Origin of the sequence: Micromonospora sp. A3M-1-15, assembly GCF_024213425.1 — a bacterium.
GTDB lineage: Bacteria > Actinomycetota > Actinomycetes > Mycobacteriales > Micromonosporaceae > Micromonospora > Micromonospora chersina.
Genome location: NZ_JANAVK010000002.1, coordinates 184,050 through 203,565 on the forward strand (window position 1 = coordinate 184,050; position 19,516 = coordinate 203,565).

Sequence of the window (19,516 nt, forward strand, 5' to 3'; positions counted from 1 at the left end):
CCCGCTCACCACGGGCTCACCGCGCGTCGGGCCGCAGCCGGGTCGGACAACCCCGGGCGTCGGGCGGGCCACCGGGGCACCCACCATCCGCTCACCGCCGGATGACAACCGGCGGACCGGGCCAGCCGGTCCTGTTCGGTATGGACTTCCGACTGCTCGGACCCTTCGAGGCCCGCCATCGGGGTCGACCGGTCGAGGTCGGCAGCCGACGCCAGGAGCGCTGCCTGCTCGGTGTGCTGCTGCTCGACACGGGACGGGTGGTGCCCACCGAGCGCCTCATCGACCTGCTCTGGAACGGCCGACCGCCGGCCTCGGCCCGGGGCGCCGTGCAGACGTACGTCGGTCGGCTGCGGGGGTCGTTGACGCCGTACGGCGTGCGGATCAGCACGCGGGGCGAGGGCTACCTCGTCGAGGCCGACGGGCACCGTGTCGACGTCGACGAGTTCGGTGAGCTGGTCCGGGCGGCCGGCGCGGCCGCCGACCCCGGCGAGCGGGTGCGGCTGCTCGACCGGGGGTTGGCCCTCTGGCGGGGGCCGCTGCTCGCCGACGCGGCGGACGGCGAACTGCGGGACCGGCTCCACGGCACCGTCGAGGAGCTGCGGCTGGTCGCCGTCGAGCTGCGCGCCGAGGCGCAGCTCGCGCTGGGCCAGCACGCCCGGGCCATCGCCGAGCTGCTGCCCCTGGCCGCCCGGCACCCGACCCGGGAACAGCTCGTCGCCGTCCTGATGACCGCGCTGTACCGGGGCGCGCGGCAGGCCGAGGCGCTGCGGCTGTACCGGACCACCCGGCAGGTCCTCGTGGACGAGCTGGGCGTCGAGCCGGGGCCGCGCCTGCGGGAGGTGCACCGCCGGATCCTGCGCGGCGACGACCGGCTGGACCGGCCCGGGCGGCCGGTGTACGAGGTGCGGGTCCGCGACGAGAGCCTGCCCTGGAGCGTCGGCGGCCACCCGGCGCTGGACTTCTGCAACACCTTCGCCGGGTGGGGGCACGAACCGCCGCTGCCCGGCGCCGAGTGGCTGCGCGGCTACCGCACCCTGGCCGTGTGGGCCGGGCACGTCGGTCTCCTCGACGACGTCTCGGTGAGCCGGCTGCTGCAGCTGGCCCGCCGGGACCCCGACCGGGGCGAGGCGGTGCTCGACGAGGCGCGGGGCCTGCGGCAGGCGCTGTACGGGTGCCTGACCCGGCCGGACGACCGGCGCGCGTTCGACGCGGTCGCCCGGTACGCCGAGGCCGCCGCGAAGGGGCTGGTGTTCCGGCCCGAGACCGACGGCCGCGGGCGCTGGTGGCCGGAGCTGGCGGCCGGGCTCCGGATGCCCCTGCACGCGGTCGCCTGGAGCGCCGCCCAGCTGCTCGCCGACCCGCACCGGCTCACCCTCCGGACCTGCCCGGACGAGCGGTGCGGCTGGCTCTTCCTGGACGAGAGCGGGCTGCGGCGCTGGTGCAGCCTGGGCACCTGCGGTCGCTCGCCGGACCGGTCCCGCTGCCACAGCGCGTGACCGGTGTCCGCCCGCAGCCGACGGCGGGCGGACGGCCGGACCGGGGGCTACGCTCGCCGGGATGCCGAACGACGCCGCCCCCGACCAGTCCGCCGCCGACGGCTACCTCCAGCGCGCGCAACTCCTCGCCGAGCTCGGCCGGTACGACGAGGCCGCCGAGGAACTCGATGCCGCGCTCGCCGGCCACCCGGGCCACGCCGAGGCGTTGACCATGCTGGCCCGGGTGCACCTGGCCGCGGACCGGTCCGCGGCGGCGCTGCCGGTCGCCGAGGCGGCCGTGGCCGCTGCCCCGGGTGCCGTGTCGCCGCTGGTGGCGCGCGGTTTCGCCCTGGTCGACCTGGGCCGGTGGAAGGCCGCCGCGAGCACCGGGGACCAGATCCTGGCGCTCGGCCCGGACGACGCGTACGCCCAGCGCAGCGCCGCCGCGATCCTGGCCGGCGCCCGCAACGGCCAGCCGGCGCTCAACGCGGCCTGGCGGGGTGTGGAGCTGGCCCCGGAGACCGCGCAGGCGCACCTGGTGCTCGGCCTGGTCGCCGCCCGGCTGGAGCTGTACGACCTGGCCGAGCGGGCCTACCGGGAGGCCCTGCGGCTGGACCCGGAGGTGGCCGCGGCGCGGCACGACACGGGCGTGATCCGGCTGGAGCAGCGCCGCTACGCCGAGGCGCTGGAGCACCTGGCCGAGGCGGCGACCATGGACCCGGAGCGCGGCGACAACCGGCGGACCACCGCCGACGGGCTGTACCGCCTGGTGCTCCACGGCGCCGGCTGGTCGCTGGTCGCCACCGTGCTGGTCGCCTTCCTGGCCCCGGTCGCGCCGGGCCCGTCCCGCCTCCTCGCGGTGCTGGCCGCGCTCGGCGGGGCGCTGCTGGTCTGGCGGCGCGCGGCCCGGCTGCCCGGCCTGCGGGACACCGTCCTGCCCGGGCTGCTCCGCGCCGAGCCCGGCCTGGCCCTGAGCGTGTACGCGGTGGCCGCCGCCCCGGCGCTGCTGGTGCTCTACGCGCTGGTCGGCGGCCCGTGGCCGCTGGTCGTCGGGATCACCGTGACGGTGGTGGCCGGGTTCGCCGTGCTCGCCCGCGCCGGCCGCCGCCCGGTGCGCTAGGCCCGGCGCGCCCAGGTCCAGGCGTACGCGTCGTCCTCGCAGGCGGTTCCCGCGTCGCAGAGGTCCAGCGGGCGGAAGGTGTCCACCATGACGGCCAGCTCGTCGAAGAACTCCGCCCCGATCGACCGCTCCGCGGCGCCCGGCTGGGGGCCGTGGGTGAAGCCGGACGGGTGCAGCGAGATCGAGCCCTGCTCGATGCCGGAGCCGCGCCGGGCCTCGTAGTTGCCGCCGGTGTAGAAGAGCATCTCGTCGGAGTCGACGTTGTGGTGGTTGTACGGCACCGGGATGGCGTCCGGGTGGTAGTCGACCTTGCGCGGCACGAACGAGCAGATCACGAAGTTCGGGCCCTGGAAGGTCTGGTGCACGGGCGGCGGCTGGTGGATCCGGCCGGTGATCGGCTCGAAGTCGTGGATGGAGAACGCCCACGGGTACATGTGCCCGTCCCAGCCGACCACGTCGAACGGGTGGTTCGCGTAGACGTACCTGGTCCAACCGCGACGATGGCGGACGAGCACCTCGACGTCGGTCTCGTCGACAAGCAGCGGCGTGTCCGGCCCGCGGACGTCCCGCTCGCAGTAGGGCGAGTGCTCCAGGAACTGCCCGCGCACCGAGAGGTAGCGCTTGGGCGGGCCGATGTGGCCGGCGGCCTCGACGGCGAGCAGCCGGGTCGGTTCGTCGCCGGTGGGGACGAGGCGGTGGATGGTCGAGGTGGGGATGACGACGTAGTCGCCGGCCACCGCCTCCAGCACGCCGAACGGCGACTCCACCCGCAGCGACCCGGACTCCAGGTAGAGGCAGTGGTCGCCGGTCGCGTCGCGGAACAGCGGCGACGGCCGGTCGGCCAGCACGTACGCGATGCGCACGTCGTCGTTGGCGAGCAGGTACTGCCGGCCGAGCACCGGGTCGGCGCCGGCGCCGTCGAGCTTGTGGGTGCGCAGGTGCCGCGGCTTGAGCGGCAGGTTGGGCACCCGGGTGAAGGCGGGCGGGGTGAACTCCTCGGCGGCCACGATCGCGGTGGGCGCGTGCCGGTGGTAGAGCAGCGACGAGTCGGAGGAGAAGCCCTCCTGACCGACCAGCTCCTCGGCGTACAGGGTGCCGTCGGGCTGGCGGAACTGGGTGTGGCGCTTGCGGGGCACCTCGCCGACGCTGCGGTAGTACGGCATCTCGCCTCCCGATATGTCCCGTTCTCCGGCCGGTGACGTCCGATAATCGGACGCGGTTGTCCGTTCCTTGTAGCGTCCCGTAGATTCTTGTCTCGTGTCAACGCAGGTGCCCCGCCTTCTCGCCGGCCTGGTCGACGACGCGGCGGTCTTCCCGCCCGGCAGCGCCCCGCTGCCGGACGCCGTGACCGCGCATCACCGGCACCGGGCCGGCTGGTACGCCGACCTGGTCGGCCCGCTGCTGCTGCCCGCCTCGACCCTGCCGGACCTGCCCGAACTGCTCGCCCCGGCGGCCACCCTGGCGGTCGGCGTGATCGGTGACGTGCCGGTCGGCCGGCTGGAGGCGGCCCTCGCCGAGGCGGACCCCCGGCTCGCCGTCCGCCAGGTCGAGGCGCCGGTCGCCAAGCGCGGCGAGGACCCGCAGCCGGGCCTGGCCGACCTGGTCAAGCTCGCCGAGCGCCTCGGCGGCGCCACCGTCTACGCGGAGATCCCGCTGACCTTCGGGCTGATGGCCGCGCTGGACGCCCTCGCCGAGGCGCGGGCCGGCGGGCTGCCGGTGGCCGCCAAGTTCCGCACCGGCGGGCTGGCCGCCGAGCTGTTCCCGACCCCGGTCGAACTGGCCGCGGTGATCTGCGCCTGCCGGGACCGGGAACTGCCGTTCAAGCTGACCGCCGGGCTGCACCACGCGATCCGGTACCGGGACCCGGAGACCGGCTTCACCCACCACGGCTTCGTCAACGTGCTGGCCGCCACCCTGGCGGCCACCGGGGGCGCCGAGGTGGACGGGGTGGCCGAGCTGCTGGCCGCCACCGACCCGCTCCGGGTGGTCGAGCTGGCCCGGTCGCACCGGGAGGCCGAGCGCCCGCTGTGGGTGGGCTACGGCTCGTGCAGCATCTCCGAACCACTTACCGATCTGATCCGGCTGGGGCTGGTGAACGGGGGCTTTGAGGAATGACCTGGGTGACGGGTGCGGCGGGTTCCGCGTACGGGGTGGCGAACCTGCCGTACGGGGTGTTCCGGCAGGGCGACCGGGAGCCGCGGATCGGCGTACGCATCGGCGATTTCGTCCTGGACCTGGCCGGGGCGGAGGCCGCCGGGCTGGTGCTGGCCGCCGGGGCGCTGGGCCGGCCCACCCTCAACGACTTCATGGCGCTCAATCGTCCGCAGTGGACCGCCGTCCGGCAGCGGGTGACCGAGCTGCTCACCGAACCGGCGCACCGGCCGGCCGTGGAGCCGTTGCTGGTGCCGCTGCGCGAGGTGGAGCTGCTGCTCCCGTTCGAGGTGGCCGACTACGTCGACTTCTACTCGTCCGAGCACCACGCGTCGAACGTCGGGCAGATCTTCCGGCCCGGGCAGCCGCCGCTGCTGCCGAACTGGAAGCACGTGCCGATCGGCTACCACGGCCGGGCCGGCACGGTGGTCGTCTCCGGCACCCCGGTCGTGCGCCCCACCGGGCAGCGGGCCACCGCGCAGGGCCCGACCACCGGCGCCTCCGTGCGGCTGGACATCGAGGCCGAGGTCGGCTTCGTGGTCGGGGTGCCGAGCCGGCTCGGCGACCGGGTGGCCGTCGCGGACTTCGCCGACCACGTCTTCGGTGTGGTGCTGGTCAACGACTGGTCCGCCCGGGACATCCAGGCCTGGGAGTACCAGCCGCTCGGGCCGTTCCTGGGCAAGTCCTTCGCCACCTCGGTCGCGGCCTGGGTCACCCCGCTGGACGCGCTGGCCGACGCCTTCGTGCCCGCCCCCGACCAGGACCCGCCGGTGCAGGAATACCTGCGCGACACCCCGCACCTCGGGCTGGACCTGACCCTGTCGGTCGAGTGGAACGGCGAGCGGGTCGCCGAGCCGCCCTTCGCCACCATGTACTGGACGCCGGCCCAGCAGCTCGCCCACCTCACCGTGAACGGCGCGTCGCTGCGGACCGGCGACCTCTACGCCTCCGGCACCGTCTCCGGGCCGGAGCGCGGCCAGGTCGGCTCGTTCCTGGAGCTGACCTGGGGCGGGACCGAGCCGGTCAAGTTCGCCGACGGCACCGCCCGCACCTTCCTGGAGGACGGCGACACGGTGACGATCACCGCCACCGCGCCCGGCCCGGACGGCACCACCATCGCCCTCGGCGAGGTCACCGGGAGCATCCTCCCGGCCCGCTGAACCGGCTCCTGCTCACTCTCCGTCCCCGGTCGCACCCGCTGTGCGACCGGGGACGTTTCCTTCGCCGTTGATCGTCGCGGACTGCGTACGCCCCGGCGGTGCGGGCCGGGGCGCACCCGAGTGGAACAGGAAGGACCGAGAGATGACCGAGCTGACCGGCGCCGTATGGCGCACCAGCAGCCGCTCCAACGATCAGGGCCTCTGCGTCGAGGTGGCCACCAACGTGGTGGCCGCGCACGGCGTGGTGGGCGTACGCGACTCGAAGGATCCCCAGGGTCCGGCGCTCGCGGTCAGCCCACCGGGCTGGACGGCGTTCGTCGCCGCGATCCGGGGTGACGCCTTCCGCCGCTGACCGTTCGCCGTGCGCCCGGTGCCCCGCTCGGGGCACCGGTGGTGGAAATGTCACCGCAAGGCTCCCGTTACCCGGTCACGGCCCGTACCGTGGACGACACGGGAGGTGCCATGTCGACGGTGACGGTTTCCGCATTCATCGAAGCGCAGGACGTCGACGTCTGGCGGCTCCTCACCGACCTCCCGGCGCGGGCCGACTGGCTGTCCGCGGTCGGCGACGTCGAGGTTCTCAGCCCCGGCGACATCGGGCCCGGCACCGCCTGGCGGGAGACCCGGGTCCGGCCGGACGGCGTCGCCGAGGCGGAGGAGTTCCTGGTGGTCGAGGCCGCGGCCCCGGCACGGCTGGTGCTCAGCTCGCGGGGCGCGGGCGCCGACTACCGGATCACCTGGACGCTGCGCGCCGTCGAGCGCCGGCGGCGCGGCTGCACCGAGGTCACCGTCGAGCACGAGGCGGTGCCGACCCGCCCGTACGGCCGGGTGCTGGCCCTGATCCTCGGCGGCCTGGCCGCCCGCGCGGTGGAGGGCGCCCTCCGCCGCGACCTGGCCGACCTGGCGCTGGCCGTCGGGCCCACCCGGTCCGCCGAGGCCGCCTGAGCCGACCCCGCGGGACGACCCGACCGGGGTCGGCCGGTGCGGGGCGCGGGAGCCGCCGCTGGGTAGGGTGCCGGGCGGAGGTACGGCATGGGGAAGCCCTCGGGGCGGCGGATCGTGGTGGCGGTCGTGGCGGTGCTGGCCGTCGCGGCGGCGGCTGCCGTGGTCCTGCGGGTCCTCGCGCCCGCCGAGGTGGAGACGGTCGCCCGGGGCGCGTACCCGGCCACGCCCAGCCCGCCGGTCGGCGTGATCGGCCGGCTGCCGGTGGCGCCGCTCGTCGTCGACGGCCGGCTCCGCGTCTACGCGGGCGCCCGCCAGGTGTACGCCGACCAGCCGGCCTCCGGGAAGCACCGGGTCACCCCGTTCTGGTCGTACCGCCGCTGGCCGGCAAAGCTGGTCGGTGTGCTCGCCGAGGGCACCACGGTGGTGAGCCGCTGGTCCGACGGGAAGCTGGTGGCGCTGGACGCTCGTACGGGGCGGGTGGCCTGGCGGGCCGACGGCCCCGCGCCGGGCGCGGTGCCGAAGCCGCGCCGCACCTACGCCGCCACGGTCTGGGACCCGGCGGGCCTGCACGTCACCCGGGCCGCCGACGGCCGCGCCGTGCTGGTCGCCGCGGGTCCGGGCGCGGTCGGCGGGTACGCCCTGACGGACGGCCGCCGGCTGTGGCGTGCCGAGGTGGGACGGGCCTGCCGCGCCGACGTGGGCACCACGGCCGCCGGCGAGCTGCTCGGGGTGGACTCCTGTGCCGGGCCGGCCGCGGTCGAGTTCCGGGACGCCGCGACCGGCGCGGTGCGGATCCGCTGGCGGCCTCCGGACGCCCCGGGTCAGCTCGTGGTGACCCCGGTCGGCTGCCGGGACGGGCGCTCGGCCTGTCGGGGGCTGCGTACCTCGGGGCGGGGCGACGAGACCGGCCGGGGCTGGCTGGTCGTCGGCGCGGGTGAGCCGGTGGCCGCCCCCGCCCTGGACGGCCCGGACGCCGAGCTGGACGGCGAGCGCGCGGTGGGGACCGCGGACGGCGTGGTCACCGGGCGGTCCGCCCGCACGGGAGAGGAGCTGTGGCGTCGGGCCGACCTCGGGCCGGTGCGGATTCTGGCGGTCGAGCCGGGCCGGGTGCACCTGCTGACCGAGGGGCGGGACCTAATCACGCTCGACCCGGTGACGGGCGCCGAGCGGTCGCGGTTCGCCATGGACATCGGCCGGGACGGGACCGGCTGGCAGCCCGGCCGGGCGCACGCGGCGGACGGCTACGTGGCGGTGGAGCGGCTCCGCGAGCGGGCCCGTCCGGACGACGACGACCAGGGCTACTTCCTGATGGCCGAGCCGGTGCTGCTGGCCGCGACCTGATCCGGAAGAAACGGACAAATGGTACTGTTCTTCGCGGGGGTTCCGGCGCGACGCTGATCCGCCGGACGACCCGAGGCGTCCGGGGCCGGTCCGTAGGGGGTTGACGGACCGGCCCCGGACCTGGGCCGTCAGGCCAGCGCGGCCTCGGCGGCGGCCAGGAAGGCGTCGTTCTCGGCCGGCGTGCCGATGGTGACCCGCACCCCGTCGCCGGGGAACGGCCGGACGATCACACCCCGCGCCTCGCAGGCCTTGCCGAACTCCACGGCCCGGTCGCCCAGCGGCAGCCAGACGAAGTTGGCCTGGCTGTCCGGCACGTCCGGCACGAACTTGCGCAGCGCCTCGGTGACCCGGTCGCGCTCGGCGACGACCAGCGCGCACCGCCGCTCGACCTCGTCGGCCTGGGCCAGCGCGGCCAGCGCGCCCGCCTGGGCGGCCATGCTCGTCGAGAAGGGGGTGACCACCTTGCGCACCGCGGCCGCCACGGTCGGCTCGGCGACCAGCCAGCCGATCCGCAGGCCGGCCAGGCCCCACGCCTTGGACAGGGTGCGCAGCACCGCGACGTTCGGCCGGTCCAGGTAGCTGAGGCCGTCCGGCACCTCGGGGTCCGTGACGAACTCCCGGTACGCCTCGTCGATCACCACGAGCACGTCGTCCGGCACCGCGTCGAGGAAGCGGTCCAGTTCCGCCTTGCGGACCGCCGTCCCGGTCGGGTTGTTCGGGTTGCAGACCAGGATCATCCGGGTCCGGTCGGTCACCGCCGCCGCCATCGAGGCCAGATCGTGGCCGTGGCCGGCGTCGTTCGGCACCCGCACGCTGGTCGCGCCGCTGGTCGCCGCGATGATCGGGTACGCCTCGAAGGACCGCCACGAGTACAGCAGCTCGTCGCCGGGGAGGCAGGTCGCCCGGACCAGGTGCTCGGCCAGCGCCACCGAGCCGCAGCCGGTGGCGATCCGGTCGGCGTCCACGCCGTACCGCTCGGCGAGGGCCTGGCGCAGCGCCACGACGCCCATGTCCGGGTAGCGGTGCGAACCGGCCACCGCCTCGGCCACCGCCTCCACCACGCCGGGCAGCGGGCCGTAGGGGACCTCGTTGCTGGCCAGCTTGATCGCCTCGGGCAGGCCCAGCTCGCGGGCCAGGTCGGCCGGGCTGCGCCCGGGCACGTAGTTGGGCAGCGCGTCCAGGTCGGCGCGGGTGAGCCGCAGCGGAGGCTGGTGACGTCCGGTGTCGGTCATGGGGTGTCTCCCGGGGGGTTGGCGCGGTCGCGCGGGGCGGTACGGGTGTCGGGCCGGGTGCGGGGAAGCTGGACCACCACGGTCTGCGCCCGCTTGTCGTGCAGGGCCTGGCGCAGCGGCTGGTCGAAGAGCGGGGAGACCGCGTCGACGAACTGGAGCAGCAGGCCGAAGCCGAAGCAGTACCAGAGCAGGGTGGGCATGCCGAGGGTGCTCCAGCGCCGGGTCGCCCGGCCGAAGCCGAGCGGCTGGTCCGTCTCGACCGGCACCGCGCGAACGCCCATGAGCCGCTTGCCGAAGGTCTGCCCGCGGGCCGCCATCGAGGGCACCTCGTAGGCGAACCAGAGCGCGGTGGCGATCAGCAGGATGGCGACCAGGAGGCCGGTGAACTGCTCGCCGGGGGGCGGCAGCGGCTCGTTGGTGGTGTCACCCGCGTCGACCCGCCGCAGGAACTCCTGCCACGGGGCGGCCCACTCACCGATGAAACGCCAGACGAACCAGCCGTTGACCGCGGCGTTGAGCAGGAAGACCATGCCGAAATCGATGAGACGGGCGACCAGCCGGGCGCCGTACGAGGCGAGCGGCAGCCCGTGCGGGCGCGGCGCCGGCGGCCGCCCGGGCCACCCCGGGTACGGCCAGCCCGGCGGCGGGCCCGGCCGGCCCGCCCACGGCCCGGGCGGCCCGGGCTGCACGTGCTGTGCCGGCCGGGGCTGGCCCGGGCCACCGGCCGGCGGGCCCGGGTACAGCCCGGAGGGTGGACCGCCGGGGCGCGCGCCCGGCGCCAGGGCCGGCTGGCCCGGGTGCGGGGCGGCGGCGGGGGCCGGTGCGGCGGCGGGGGCCGGCTCGGGCGGCGGTGGTCCGTCGGGCGGGGTGGCGTCGACCGGGATGGGCGCGCCGATCCACCCCTCGCCGTCCCAGTACCGGCGGGTCTCGGGATCGGCGGGGTCGACGTACCAGCCGGGCTGCACGCTCACGGCCGTGCCTCGCTGCACTCGCTCACGGTGCAACCTTAACGACGACCGTGCCGGCGAACTTGTCGTGCAGGCACTGCTGCCAGGGCTTGTCCCAGAGCTGCCAGAAACCGTCGAGGTAGTTGGCGAAGGGAACCAGCGCCGCGGCGACGAACTCCACCAGGTACCGCTTGCCGAGCATGCCCCGGGTGAGCGGGGCGTTCGGGTCGAGCGGGACGATGCGCAGCTTCATCACCTTCTTGCCGAGCGTCTGCCCGGTCCGGCGGGCGTACTCCACGTGGTAGAGCCAGTAGAAGACGAGCAGGAGCGCGAAGACGCCGAGTTCGGCGAGGAGCACGGGCAGGAAGAAGTCGGTCATGGCGGTGCCGAAGTCGGGCCCGGCCACCGTGCCGTCCGGCCCGGGCGGCGGCAGGTCGTCGACCATCTTGACGACCATCCAGAGGAAGACCGGCGCGAAGAGCACCATCGCCACCGCGGTGGCCACGAGGCCGTCGATCAGCCAGGCCAGCAGCCGCTCGCCGAAGCCGGCCAGCGGCTGCCCGTTGGGGGCCAGGCTGGGCGGCACGAAGGCGGCGTGCGGGGCGTACCCCGGGGGTGGCGGCGGGTAGCTCGGCAGCCCGGCGTACGTGGGCGGGGTGTGCTGCGACGGCGGCAGGTACGGCCCGGACGGCGGCGCGAAGCCGCCGCCCGCGGGCGGGGGCCCGGCGGGCGGCGGAGACGCGGGGGAAGGCTCGGTCACGCGGACAGTGTTACAGGTTGCCCCGCTTCTCCTGCTCCCGCTCGATGGCCTCGAACAGGGCCTTGAAGTTGCCCTTGCCGAAGCCCAGCGAGCCGTGCCGCTCGATCAGCTCGAAGAAGACGGTCGGGCGGTCCTGCACCGGCTTGGTGAAGATCTGGAGCAGGTAGCCGTCCTCGTCGCGGTCGACCAGGATCTTGCGGGACTTCAGCTCCTCGATCGGCACCCGCACCTGGCCGATCCGGGCGCGCAGCTCCGGGTCCTCGTAGTAGGAGTCCGGGGTGTTCAGGAACTCGACACCGGCGGCCCGCATGGCGTCGACGCTGGCCAGGATGTCGTTGGTGGCCACGGCGATGTGCTGGGCGCCCGGGCCCTGGTAGAACTCGAGGTACTCGTCGATCTGCGACTTCTTGCGGGCGACGGCCGGCTCGTTGAGCGGGAACTTCACCTTGCGGGTGCCGTTCGCCACCACCTTGCTCATGAGCGCCGAGTAGTCGGTGGCGATGTCGTCGCCGATGAACTCGGCCATGTTGCTGAAGCCCATGACCCGCTTGTAGAACTCGACCCACTCGTCCATCCGGCCCAGCTCCACGTTGCCGACCACGTGGTCGACGGCCTGGAAGAAGCGCTTCGGCTGGATGCCCGCGTCGATCATCGGCTGCCGGTCCACGATCGGGCCGCGGGCCACGAAGCCGGGCAGGAACGGGCCGGTGTAGCGGGACCGGTCGACAAGCGTGTGCCGGGTGTCGCCGTAGGCGGCGATGGCCGCCAGCCGGACGGTGCCGTGCTCGTCGCTGACGTCGTGCGGCTCGACCAGGCCGGTGGCGCCCTGGGCGGTGGCGTGCGCGTACGCCGCGTCCACGTCCGGCACCTCCAGCGCAATGTCGGAGACACCGTCGCTGTGCTTCGCCACGTGCTCGGCGCCGTCGGCGTCGGGGCGGACCGCGCCGGTCAGCACGAACCGGGCGGAGCCGCTGGTCAGCACGTACTGGGCGTGGTCCCGGTAGCCCTGCTCCGGCCCCCGGTACGCCACGCAGGTCATGCCGAACGCGGTGGAGTAGTAGTGGGCGGCCTGCTTGGCGTTGCCCACCAGGAAGTGCACGTGGTCGAGGCCCTTGACCGGGAACGGGTCGCGGGTGATGTCGTGGTCGACGGCGCCGACGAGGGCGTCGACGTCGACCTCCTCGGTCGACTGGGGTCGGTCGATCGCCTGGGTCATGGTGGCCTCCCTTGCGCACCGGCCGGCCTCGTGGGCCGCCGTTGATCTGCTGTTGTGGCGAGGATCGCTGCGCGGCGGCCGGTTGGGCAACAGTCGTCAAAATCCCTGGTCAGGTTGCGCATTCGGTAATGTGAAACCCCATGAACACTGGTCAGGATGTACAGCTCGACGCGCTGGATGCCCGCTTGATCGATCTGCTCGCCGAGGAGCCCCGGATCGGGGTGCTGGAGTGCTCGCGGCGGCTCGGCGTGGCCCGGGGCACCGTCCAGGCCCGGCTCGACAAGCTGGTCGAGCGGGGGGTGATCGCCGGGTTCGGGCCGGACATCTCGCCGGCCGCCATCGGGTTCGGGGTGACCAGCTTCGTGACCCTGGAGATCAGCCAGCGGCACGGCCACGACCCGGTGACCGCGCACCTGGCCGCCATCCCCGAGGTGCTGGAGGCGCACACCATCACCGGCTCCAGCGACCTGCTCTGCCGCATCGTGGCCCGGTCGAACACCGACCTCCAGCGGGTCATCGACCAGATCGTCGCCTCGGAGGGCATCCGCCGCGCCTCCACGATCATCGCCCTGGCCGAGCAGATCCCCTACCGCACCCTGCCCCTGGTCCGCTCCGCCGCCCGCGGCGCGTAGCACGGCGGCCGACCGAGAAAGCTGCGCGACACGGCCGTTCGGGGGGCCGGCGCAGCGGTGATCGTCGCTACCGTGTGCGGTGTGAAGGGCCTTGGCGTACGCGGCTGGTTGCTGCTGGGGCTCATCACCGTGGTCGTGCTCGCCGCCACCGGGGTGTGGAACCCGTTCCCCGCCGTGTGGGACTGGGTCGACCGGAGCAAGCCGATCTCCGAACCGGACGTGGTCTGGCAGCAGCGGGTCGGCGGCACCCCGAAGAGCGTCACCATCGCCGGCGACACGGTGATCGTCGAGCAGCGCACCCGCGTCGAGGCGCGCAGCCTGGCCAACGGCGCGCAGCTCTGGGAGCGCAAGGCCGACTGGGCCGCGGTGGCCGGCAGCGACCGGGACCCGGTCGTCGCCGTGGGCAAGCTCCTGGACAAGGGGTACGAGGTGCTCGACCCCACCACCGGCGTGGTGCGCCGTCGCGACGAGCGGGCGATCGCCGTCTGGACGTACCGCAACCTGCTGCTCGACGCCTACTGCGTGCAGCCCACCGACTGCACCCTGCGCGCCTGGGAGCCGCGCGGCACGGCGCCGCGCTGGAGCGCCTTCCTGCCCGGCGTGCACAGCGGGGTGCTCGCCGACAACCCGGAGCTGCTGGGCACCCGCCGCCTCGGCACGCCGCGGATCGACGAGGGGGTGGCCGGGCCGGAGTCGGTCCCGCCGCTGCTCGGCTTCCCGGTCGACGGCCGGGTGCACGTGGTGGACACCGCCACCGGCCGGGTGCTCCAGAACGTCGAGCCGGGCCGCGAGGAGCGGCTCGCGGTGGTCGGCGGACGGTTGCTCCGGATCTCCGCCACCTCCCGGGACGGCAGCTGCTACTTCGTCCTCACCGCCGTCGACCCCGCGACCGGGCAGCAGGTGTGGCGGCGCAACGGGGTGAACCTGCGGACCGCCGACTACGCCGGCTGCGTGCAGCGGGAGGACCCGCAGGGCGCCCGCAACGTGCTGCTCGGGGTCGCCCCGGACGGGCGCGAGGCGGTCCTCGACGGGTACGACGGCCGGCTGCTCCTCGTCGGCGCGGAGGGCGAGAAGGTGCTCGCCGTCGACGACCGGTACGCGGTGGTGCGCAGCGCCGACAAGCGCTCGCTGTTCGGGCGGGAGCTGACGGCCGACGGCAACCGGTGGACCCGGCCGGCCGGCGGGAAGAGCGGCGCCGCGCTCACCCCGTACGCGGCGTTGATCGCCGAGGAGAAGCCGTCCCGGCTCATCGCGCTCGAGCCGCGCAGCGGTGCGGAGCTGGTCCTGCTGCGCACGTCGGCGAACGTCCTGGCGGTCGGTCCGCACGGCATGATCATCGGCGAGGGCCGGGAGATCGGGTACGTCCGGTGGGGCGCCGGCGCCGCCGAGGTGCCCCCGCCCGACGAGGGCGCGGTGCCCGCGCCGGACCCGGGCGACACCTGGCGACCCCCGACCGACCAGGGCAGCTGCGGCCCGAAGAACGAACTCTGCGCCGACGGCAAGTGACGCCGGGTGAGAGCGACGTCCCAGGACGCACCCGGCGGGTGCCACCGATCGACGGCTCTGCCCTAGGCTTTTCCGTCATGAGCAGTGCCGCCGCCTTCTCGTACGCCCCCCTGCTGCCGACCGGACCCGACCAGACGGAGTACCGCCTGGTCACCGACGAGGGCGTCGACGTCGTCGACGGCCCGGGTGGCCGCCGGTTCCTCACCGTCGAGCCCGCCGCGCTGACCGCGCTGACCGCGGAGGCGATGCACGACATCGCCCACTTCCTGCGCCCGGCCCACCTGACCCAGCTCCGGTCGATCATCGACGACCCGGCGGCCTCGCCGAACGACCGGTTCGTCGCGCTGGACCTGCTGCGCAACGCCAACATCGCCGCCGGTGGCGTGCTGCCGATGTGCCAGGACACCGGCACCGCGATCGTGATGGGCAAGCGCGGCCGGCACGTGCTCACCGACGGCACCGACGCCGAGGCCATCTCGCGCGGTGTCTACCAGGCGTACACCCGGCTCAACCTGCGCTACTCCCAGCTCGCCCCGCTGACCATGTGGGAGGAGCGGAACACCGGCAGCAACCTGCCCGCCCAGGTCGAGCTCTACGCCGAGGACCCGGACGGCCACCCCGACGCCTACAAGTTCCTCTTCATGGCCAAGGGCGGTGGCTCGGCCAACAAGTCCTACCTCTACCAGGAGACCAAGGCGCTGCTGAACCCGACGCGGATGATGCAGTTCCTGGAGGAGAAGCTGCGCCTCATCGGCACCGCGGCCTGCCCGCCCTACCACCTGGCCATCGTCATCGGCGGCACCTCCGCGGAATACGCGCTGAAGACCGCCAAGTACGCCTCGGCGAAGTACCTCGACGCCCTGCCGACGCAGGGCTCGATGAGCGCGCACGGCTTCCGCGACCTCGAACTGGAGGCCGAGGTGCTGGAGCTGACCCGCAACTTCGGCATCGGCGCGCAGTTCGGCGGGCGCTACTTCTGCCACGACGTCCGCGTGGTCCGGCTGCCCCGGCACGGCGCGTCCTGCCCGGTGGCCATCGCGGTCTCCTGCTCGGCCGACCGGCAGGCGGTCGCCAAGATCACCCCGTCGGGCGTCTGGCTGGAGCGCCTGGAGACCGACCCGGCGCGCTACCTGCCCGACGTCACCGACGCCCATCTGGACACCTCCGAGGTGGTCCGGGTCGACCTCAACCGGCCGATGGACGAGATCCGCGCCGAGCTGTCGAAGTACCCGGTGAAGACCCGGCTGTCGCTGACCGGCCCGCTGGTGGTGGCCCGGGACATCGCGCACGCCAAGATCGCCGAGCGGCTGGACGCCGGTGAGCCGATGCCGCAGTACCTGCGGGACCACGCCGTCTACTACGCCGGGCCGGCCAAGACCCCCGAGGGCTACGCCTCCGGCTCGTTCGGCCCCACCACGGCCGGGCGGATGGACGCCTACGTGGAGAAGTTCCAGGCGGCCGGCGGCTCGATGGTGATGCTGGCCAAGGGCAACCGCTCCGGCCAGGTCACCCGCTCCTGCCAGGCGTACGGGGGCTTCTACCTCGGCTCGATCGGCGGCCCGGCCGCCCGGCTCGCACAGGACTGCATCAAGCACGTCGAGGTGCTCGAATACCCCGAGCTGGGCATGGAGGCGGTCTGGAAGATCGAGGTGGAGGACTTCCCGGCCTTCATCGTGGTCGACGACAAGGGCAACGACTTCTTCGCCGAGGTCACCAAGCCGGTGCTCACCGTCGGTCGGCGCTGACCTTCGACGTACGCCTAAAGGGGGCGTCGGGTGGGATCCCACCTGGCGCCCCTTCGTCGTGCCATCTGGTGATCGACATCGGTGCGCCCGCCCGGGTTCGGGCCCGGGCGGGCGCACCGCCCCCGTCGGATGCCGTGCCCGGCAACCCAGCACGAGTCTCCGGCGTGGTGCTGTCGATCCGCTATCACGCCGCTATCACCCGCCCGGCGCGCGCGGTGACCGGCGGGTTACGCTGCTGGAAGTTCCACAAAGAGGCGTGCGGGGGCACAGATGCGGTTCGGGATCCTGGGGCCGCTGCGGGTCGGCGACGGCGAGTCCACCATCACGGCGGGTCGTGATCGGACACTGCTGGCCATGCTGCTGCTGCGGGCCGGCCGGATGGTTCCCGTCGAGGAACTCGTCGACGCGATCTGGGAGGAGCGCCCGCCGGCAACCGCCCGGACCCAGCTCCAGATCTGCGTGTCGCGGCTGCGGCAGCGCTTCGTCGCGCTCGGCCTGCCGTCGGAGACGATCGTCACCGATCCCGTCGGGTACGGCATCCGGGTCGCGCCGGCCGACCTGGACGCCGAGGTCTTCGCCCAGACCGTGGAGGCCGGCCGGTCGGCTGTCGACGCGGGGCAGCCGGCCGAGGCCAGCCGCCACTACCGGTCCGCGCTGGCGCTCTGGCGGGGGTCGGCGCTGAGCGGGATCGCGAGCCGGAGCGTACGCCGTCGGGCGCAGGCGCTCGACGAGCAGCGGCTGACCGTGCTGGAGGAGTGCGTCGAGGTCGAGCTTCGGCTGCGCCGGGCGGCCGACCTGATCGACGAGCTCAGCGAGAGCGTGGAACGGAATCCGCTGCGGGAGCGGTTGCGCGGCCAGCTGATGCTGGCCCTCTCCGCGGTCGGCCGCCAGGCGGACGCGCTCACCGTCTACCGGGAGGGGCGCCGGATCTTCGCCGAGGAACTCGGCATCGAACCGGGCACCGCGTTGCAGGAGCTGCACCAGCGCGTGCTCGCCGGGGACCTGGCCGTGACGGGGCCGCAGCGACCGGCTCCCAGCCCGGTCCGGGCGCTGCCGCGGGCGATCAGCGACTTCACCGGCCGGCAGGACACACTGGCCAGGCTGGTCAAGGAGATCGAGGAGCACGACGCCCGGATCCACCTGATCGACGGGATGGCCGGCACGGGGAAGACCACCCTCGCCGTGCACCTGGCGGCCGCACTCGCCGGCCGCTACCCGGACGCCCAGGTCTTCATCGACCTGCACGGGCACAGCGAACGCGAGCCGGTCACTTCGGCAGCGGCACTGGCCGCGCTCCTGCGCCAGCTCGGGGTGCCCGCCGCGGGCATCCCCGCCGACGCCGACGAGCGGGCGGCCCTGTGGCGCAGCGAACTGTCCGGCCGGCGGGCGATCGTGGTGCTCGACAACGCGGCCAGCGCGGTCCAGGTGGCGCCGTTGCTGCCCAACGGCCCGGACTGCCTCACGCTCATCACCAGCCGGCGCCGGCTCACCGGCCTCGACGGCGGCCGGCCGTCCTCGCTGGCGGTGCTCGACCCGGACGAGGCGGTCGAGTTGCTCGCCCGGGTGGTCGGCGTGGACCGGGTCGCCGCCGAGCCGGAGGCGGCCGCCGAGGTGGTTCGCCGCTGCGGTCACCTGCCGCTCGCCATCCGGCTGGCCGGGGCACGGCTGGCGCACCGGCCACGGTGGCGGGTCCGGGACCTGGCGGACCGGCTGGCCGCGGGCCGGAACGCGCTGATCGAGCTGTCCGTCGGGGAGCGCTCGGTGGGGCAGGCCTTCGACCTGTCGTACGCGCAGCTCGACCCGGCCGCGCAGCGGCTGTTCCGGCTGCTCGGCGTGCATCCCGGGGCGTTCTTCGACCACCAGGTGGCGGCCGCCGTCACCGACCTGCCACCGGCCGACGCGCAGGACCTGCTGGACGGCCTGGTGGACGCCCACCTGCTGGAGGAGCCCGATCTCGGCCGGTTCCGCTTCCACGACCTGGTGCGGGACTTCGCCCGGCAACTGCTCGACGGCGCGGGGCGGCCCGGGGAGCGGGCCGAGGCGGTGCGGCGGCTGCTCGACCACCACCTGCACGCGGCGTACGCGATCTCCCGTCAGATGGAGCCGGCGGCCAGCCGTGCCGCCCTGGTGCTGCCCGAGCCACCCCGACCCGACCTGGTGGCCGTCTGCGTGACCGAGGGCCCGGCGTGGTTCGACCGCAACCGGTCCACCCTGCCGGCGCTGGTCCGGCTGGCGGCCGACGAGGGCCTGCTCGCGCACTGCTGGCAGCTCGCCCGGGTGAGCTGGTACCACCTCTTCAGCCGGGGCCACCTGGACGAGCTGATCGACACCCACACCGTCGGCCTGCGCGCCGCCGAGCGGTGCGACGACGAGGCCGCGGTGGCCACCACCCGCAACTACCTGGCCTCCGGGCTGTTCCGGCTCGGCCGCTTCCCGGAGGCGATCGAGCTGATGGAGGGTGCCCTCCAGACCCGCCGGCGGCTGGGCGACCGCGAGGGCGAGGCCACCGTCCGGCGCAACCTGGCCATCGCGTACGGGGCGAACTGGCAGTTGGCGCCGGCCCTGGCGCACCTGGACGCGGCGCTGGACCTGGCCCGTTCCACCGGGCAGCCGGCCGCCGTGGCGGCGCTGCTGAACAACCAGACCGTCGTGCTGCTGGCCTGGGGCCGGTACGCCGAGGCGCAGGCCGTCTCCCGCCGGCACCTCGCCCTGGGCCGGGAGGTGGGTGACCTGAACAGCGTGCGCAACGCGATCGGTCACCTGGGCGCCGCTCGGGCCCGGCTCGGCGACCTTCCCGGCGCGCTGCGGTTCCTGCGGCTCGCGCTGCGGCTCAAGCGCCGGGAGGGCAACCGCTTCGGCGAGGGCGAGGTGCTCAACGAGCTGGGTGTGATCGAACGGAAGCTGGGACGGCCGGAAGCGGCGGCGGCCCTGCACCGCGAGGCGTTGATCGCGGTTGCCGCCTCGGGGGACCGGGTGCTCGGCTGCCTCTCCCGCAACCTGCTGGCCCGGGCCCTGCTCGAACAGGGCGACGTGCGGAGCGCGCTCGACCTCTACCGCCGGGTGCTTCAGGACGCGGTCCGGCTGCGGGCCCGGCACGAGGAGGCCGAGGCGTTGGCCGGCATCGCCCGCTGCCAGCGTCCCACCGACCCGGCGGCCGCCCGCTCGCACGCGACCCGGGCCCTCGACCTCCTCCGGCAGCTCGACGCCCCGGAACGGAACGAGGTGGCGGCGCTGCTCGCCGAGCTGGGCTGAGCGATCATCTGCGCGTCGCCGCGCGGCGGGGCAG

At 74.6% G+C, this 19,516-nt stretch carries 16 protein-coding genes; 11 read left to right on the top strand and 5 right to left on the bottom strand.

Annotated elements, in window-relative coordinates:
- The first annotated feature begins 140 nt into the window (after window positions 1-140).
- Both NLX85_RS10540 and NLX85_RS10545 read left to right on the top strand, forming a co-directional pair.
- Window positions 141-1,496 carry a BTAD domain-containing putative transcriptional regulator gene (locus NLX85_RS10540; RefSeq protein ID WP_254334072.1) on the top strand — a complete coding sequence of 452 codons (1,356 nt, stop codon included), beginning with the start codon at window positions 141-143 and terminating at the stop codon, window positions 1,494-1,496.
- Between the two features lie 61 nt (window positions 1,497-1,557).
- Window positions 1,558-2,595 carry a tetratricopeptide repeat protein gene (locus NLX85_RS10545; RefSeq protein WP_254334074.1) on the top strand — a complete coding sequence of 346 codons (1,038 nt, stop codon included), beginning with the start codon at window positions 1,558-1,560 and terminating at the stop codon, window positions 2,593-2,595.
- Here the strand turns inward: NLX85_RS10545 and NLX85_RS10550 are convergent.
- Window positions 2,592-3,758 carry a homogentisate 1,2-dioxygenase gene (locus NLX85_RS10550; protein ID WP_254334076.1) on the bottom strand — a complete coding sequence of 389 codons (1,167 nt, stop codon included), beginning with the start codon at window positions 3,756-3,758 and terminating at the stop codon, window positions 2,592-2,594. The genes NLX85_RS10545 and NLX85_RS10550 overlap by 4 nt on opposite strands.
- Before the next feature lie 94 nt (window positions 3,759-3,852).
- Here NLX85_RS10550 and NLX85_RS10555 point away from each other — a divergent pair, with 94 nt between their 5' ends.
- From NLX85_RS10555 to NLX85_RS10575, 5 genes are all read left to right on the top strand, one after another.
- On the top strand, window positions 3,853-4,710 hold the full coding sequence (locus NLX85_RS10555) for a hypothetical protein (RefSeq protein WP_254334078.1): 858 nt from the start codon (window positions 3,853-3,855) through the stop codon (window positions 4,708-4,710).
- Window positions 4,707-5,906, top strand: coding sequence for a fumarylacetoacetase (gene fahA / locus NLX85_RS10560; RefSeq protein WP_254334080.1), 1,200 nt, complete (start codon window positions 4,707-4,709; stop codon window positions 5,904-5,906). Before NLX85_RS10555 ends, fahA begins: the two co-directional genes overlap by 4 nt.
- 142 nt (window positions 5,907-6,048) lie before the next feature.
- Window positions 6,049-6,258, top strand: coding sequence for a DUF397 domain-containing protein (locus tag NLX85_RS10565; RefSeq protein WP_091317211.1), 210 nt, complete (start codon window positions 6,049-6,051; stop codon window positions 6,256-6,258).
- Between the two features lie 110 nt (window positions 6,259-6,368).
- Window positions 6,369-6,851, top strand: a complete 483-nt coding sequence (locus NLX85_RS10570) for an SRPBCC family protein (protein WP_254334083.1) — start codon at window positions 6,369-6,371, stop codon at window positions 6,849-6,851.
- Between the two features lie 87 nt (window positions 6,852-6,938).
- Window positions 6,939-8,192: a PQQ-binding-like beta-propeller repeat protein gene (locus NLX85_RS10575; RefSeq protein ID WP_254334085.1), complete on the top strand. Its 1,254-nt coding sequence runs from the start codon at window positions 6,939-6,941 to the stop codon at window positions 8,190-8,192.
- 128 nt (window positions 8,193-8,320) lie between these two features.
- Here the strand turns inward: NLX85_RS10575 and hisC are convergent, their stop codons facing one another.
- The 4 genes from hisC to hppD are packed head-to-tail and all read right to left on the bottom strand — an operon-like array spanning window position 8,321 to window position 12,347.
- On the bottom strand, window positions 8,321-9,424 hold the full coding sequence (gene hisC / locus NLX85_RS10580; RefSeq protein WP_254334087.1) for a histidinol-phosphate transaminase: 1,104 nt from the start codon (window positions 9,422-9,424) through the stop codon (window positions 8,321-8,323).
- Window positions 9,421-10,395: an RDD family protein gene (locus NLX85_RS10585; protein ID WP_254334095.1), complete on the bottom strand. Its 975-nt coding sequence runs from the start codon at window positions 10,393-10,395 to the stop codon at window positions 9,421-9,423. The genes hisC and NLX85_RS10585 overlap by 4 nt, the downstream gene beginning before the upstream one ends.
- Before the next feature lie 22 nt (window positions 10,396-10,417).
- Complete coding sequence (locus tag NLX85_RS10590) at window positions 10,418-11,131, bottom strand: RDD family protein (protein WP_254334097.1); 714 nt, start codon at window positions 11,129-11,131, stop codon at window positions 10,418-10,420.
- A 10-nt stretch (window positions 11,132-11,141) separates the two neighbouring features.
- A complete protein-coding gene (gene hppD, locus NLX85_RS10595) occupies window positions 11,142-12,347 on the bottom strand; it encodes a 4-hydroxyphenylpyruvate dioxygenase (protein ID WP_254334099.1) in 1,206 nt (401 codons plus the stop codon).
- 140 nt (window positions 12,348-12,487) lie between these two features.
- Here hppD and NLX85_RS10600 point away from each other — a divergent pair, with 140 nt between their 5' ends.
- From NLX85_RS10600 to NLX85_RS10615, 4 genes are all read left to right on the top strand, one after another.
- Complete coding sequence (locus NLX85_RS10600; protein ID WP_107076062.1) at window positions 12,488-12,979, top strand: Lrp/AsnC family transcriptional regulator; 492 nt, start codon at window positions 12,488-12,490, stop codon at window positions 12,977-12,979.
- Between the two features lie 72 nt (window positions 12,980-13,051).
- Window positions 13,052-14,485, top strand: coding sequence for a PQQ-binding-like beta-propeller repeat protein (locus NLX85_RS10605; RefSeq protein ID WP_254334101.1), 1,434 nt, complete (start codon window positions 13,052-13,054; stop codon window positions 14,483-14,485).
- Window positions 14,486-14,562: 77 nt separating this feature from the next.
- Window positions 14,563-16,230 carry a fumarate hydratase gene (locus NLX85_RS10610; RefSeq protein ID WP_254334103.1) on the top strand — a complete coding sequence of 556 codons (1,668 nt, stop codon included), beginning with the start codon at window positions 14,563-14,565 and terminating at the stop codon, window positions 16,228-16,230.
- 270 nt (window positions 16,231-16,500) lie between these two features.
- Window positions 16,501-19,482 (top strand): BTAD domain-containing putative transcriptional regulator, encoded by a 2,982-nt coding sequence (locus NLX85_RS10615; RefSeq protein WP_254334105.1) that lies wholly within the window; start codon window positions 16,501-16,503, stop codon window positions 19,480-19,482.
- Window positions 19,483-19,516 lie beyond the last annotated feature (34 nt).

Coding starts and splice junctions, on each gene's coding strand:
- NLX85_RS10540 (WP_254334072.1), top strand. CDS start 141: ATGGACTTCCGACTGCTCGGACCCTTCGAGGCCCGCCATCGGGGTCGA.
- NLX85_RS10600 (WP_107076062.1), top strand. CDS start 12,488: ATGAACACTGGTCAGGATGTACAGCTCGACGCGCTGGATGCCCGCTTG.
- NLX85_RS10565 (WP_091317211.1), top strand. CDS start 6,049: ATGACCGAGCTGACCGGCGCCGTATGGCGCACCAGCAGCCGCTCCAAC.
- NLX85_RS10545 (WP_254334074.1), top strand. CDS start 1,558: ATGCCGAACGACGCCGCCCCCGACCAGTCCGCCGCCGACGGCTACCTC.
- NLX85_RS10575 (WP_254334085.1), top strand. CDS start 6,939: ATGGGGAAGCCCTCGGGGCGGCGGATCGTGGTGGCGGTCGTGGCGGTG.
- NLX85_RS10610 (WP_254334103.1), top strand. CDS start 14,563: ATGAGCAGTGCCGCCGCCTTCTCGTACGCCCCCCTGCTGCCGACCGGA.
- NLX85_RS10615 (WP_254334105.1), top strand. CDS start 16,501: ATGCGGTTCGGGATCCTGGGGCCGCTGCGGGTCGGCGACGGCGAGTCC.
- NLX85_RS10550 (WP_254334076.1), bottom strand. CDS start 3,758: ATGCCGTACTACCGCAGCGTCGGCGAGGTGCCCCGCAAGCGCCACACC.
- hppD (WP_254334099.1), bottom strand. CDS start 12,347: ATGACCCAGGCGATCGACCGACCCCAGTCGACCGAGGAGGTCGACGTC.
- hisC (WP_254334087.1), bottom strand. CDS start 9,424: ATGACCGACACCGGACGTCACCAGCCTCCGCTGCGGCTCACCCGCGCC.
- NLX85_RS10570 (WP_254334083.1), top strand. CDS start 6,369: ATGTCGACGGTGACGGTTTCCGCATTCATCGAAGCGCAGGACGTCGAC.
- fahA (WP_254334080.1), top strand. CDS start 4,707: ATGACCTGGGTGACGGGTGCGGCGGGTTCCGCGTACGGGGTGGCGAAC.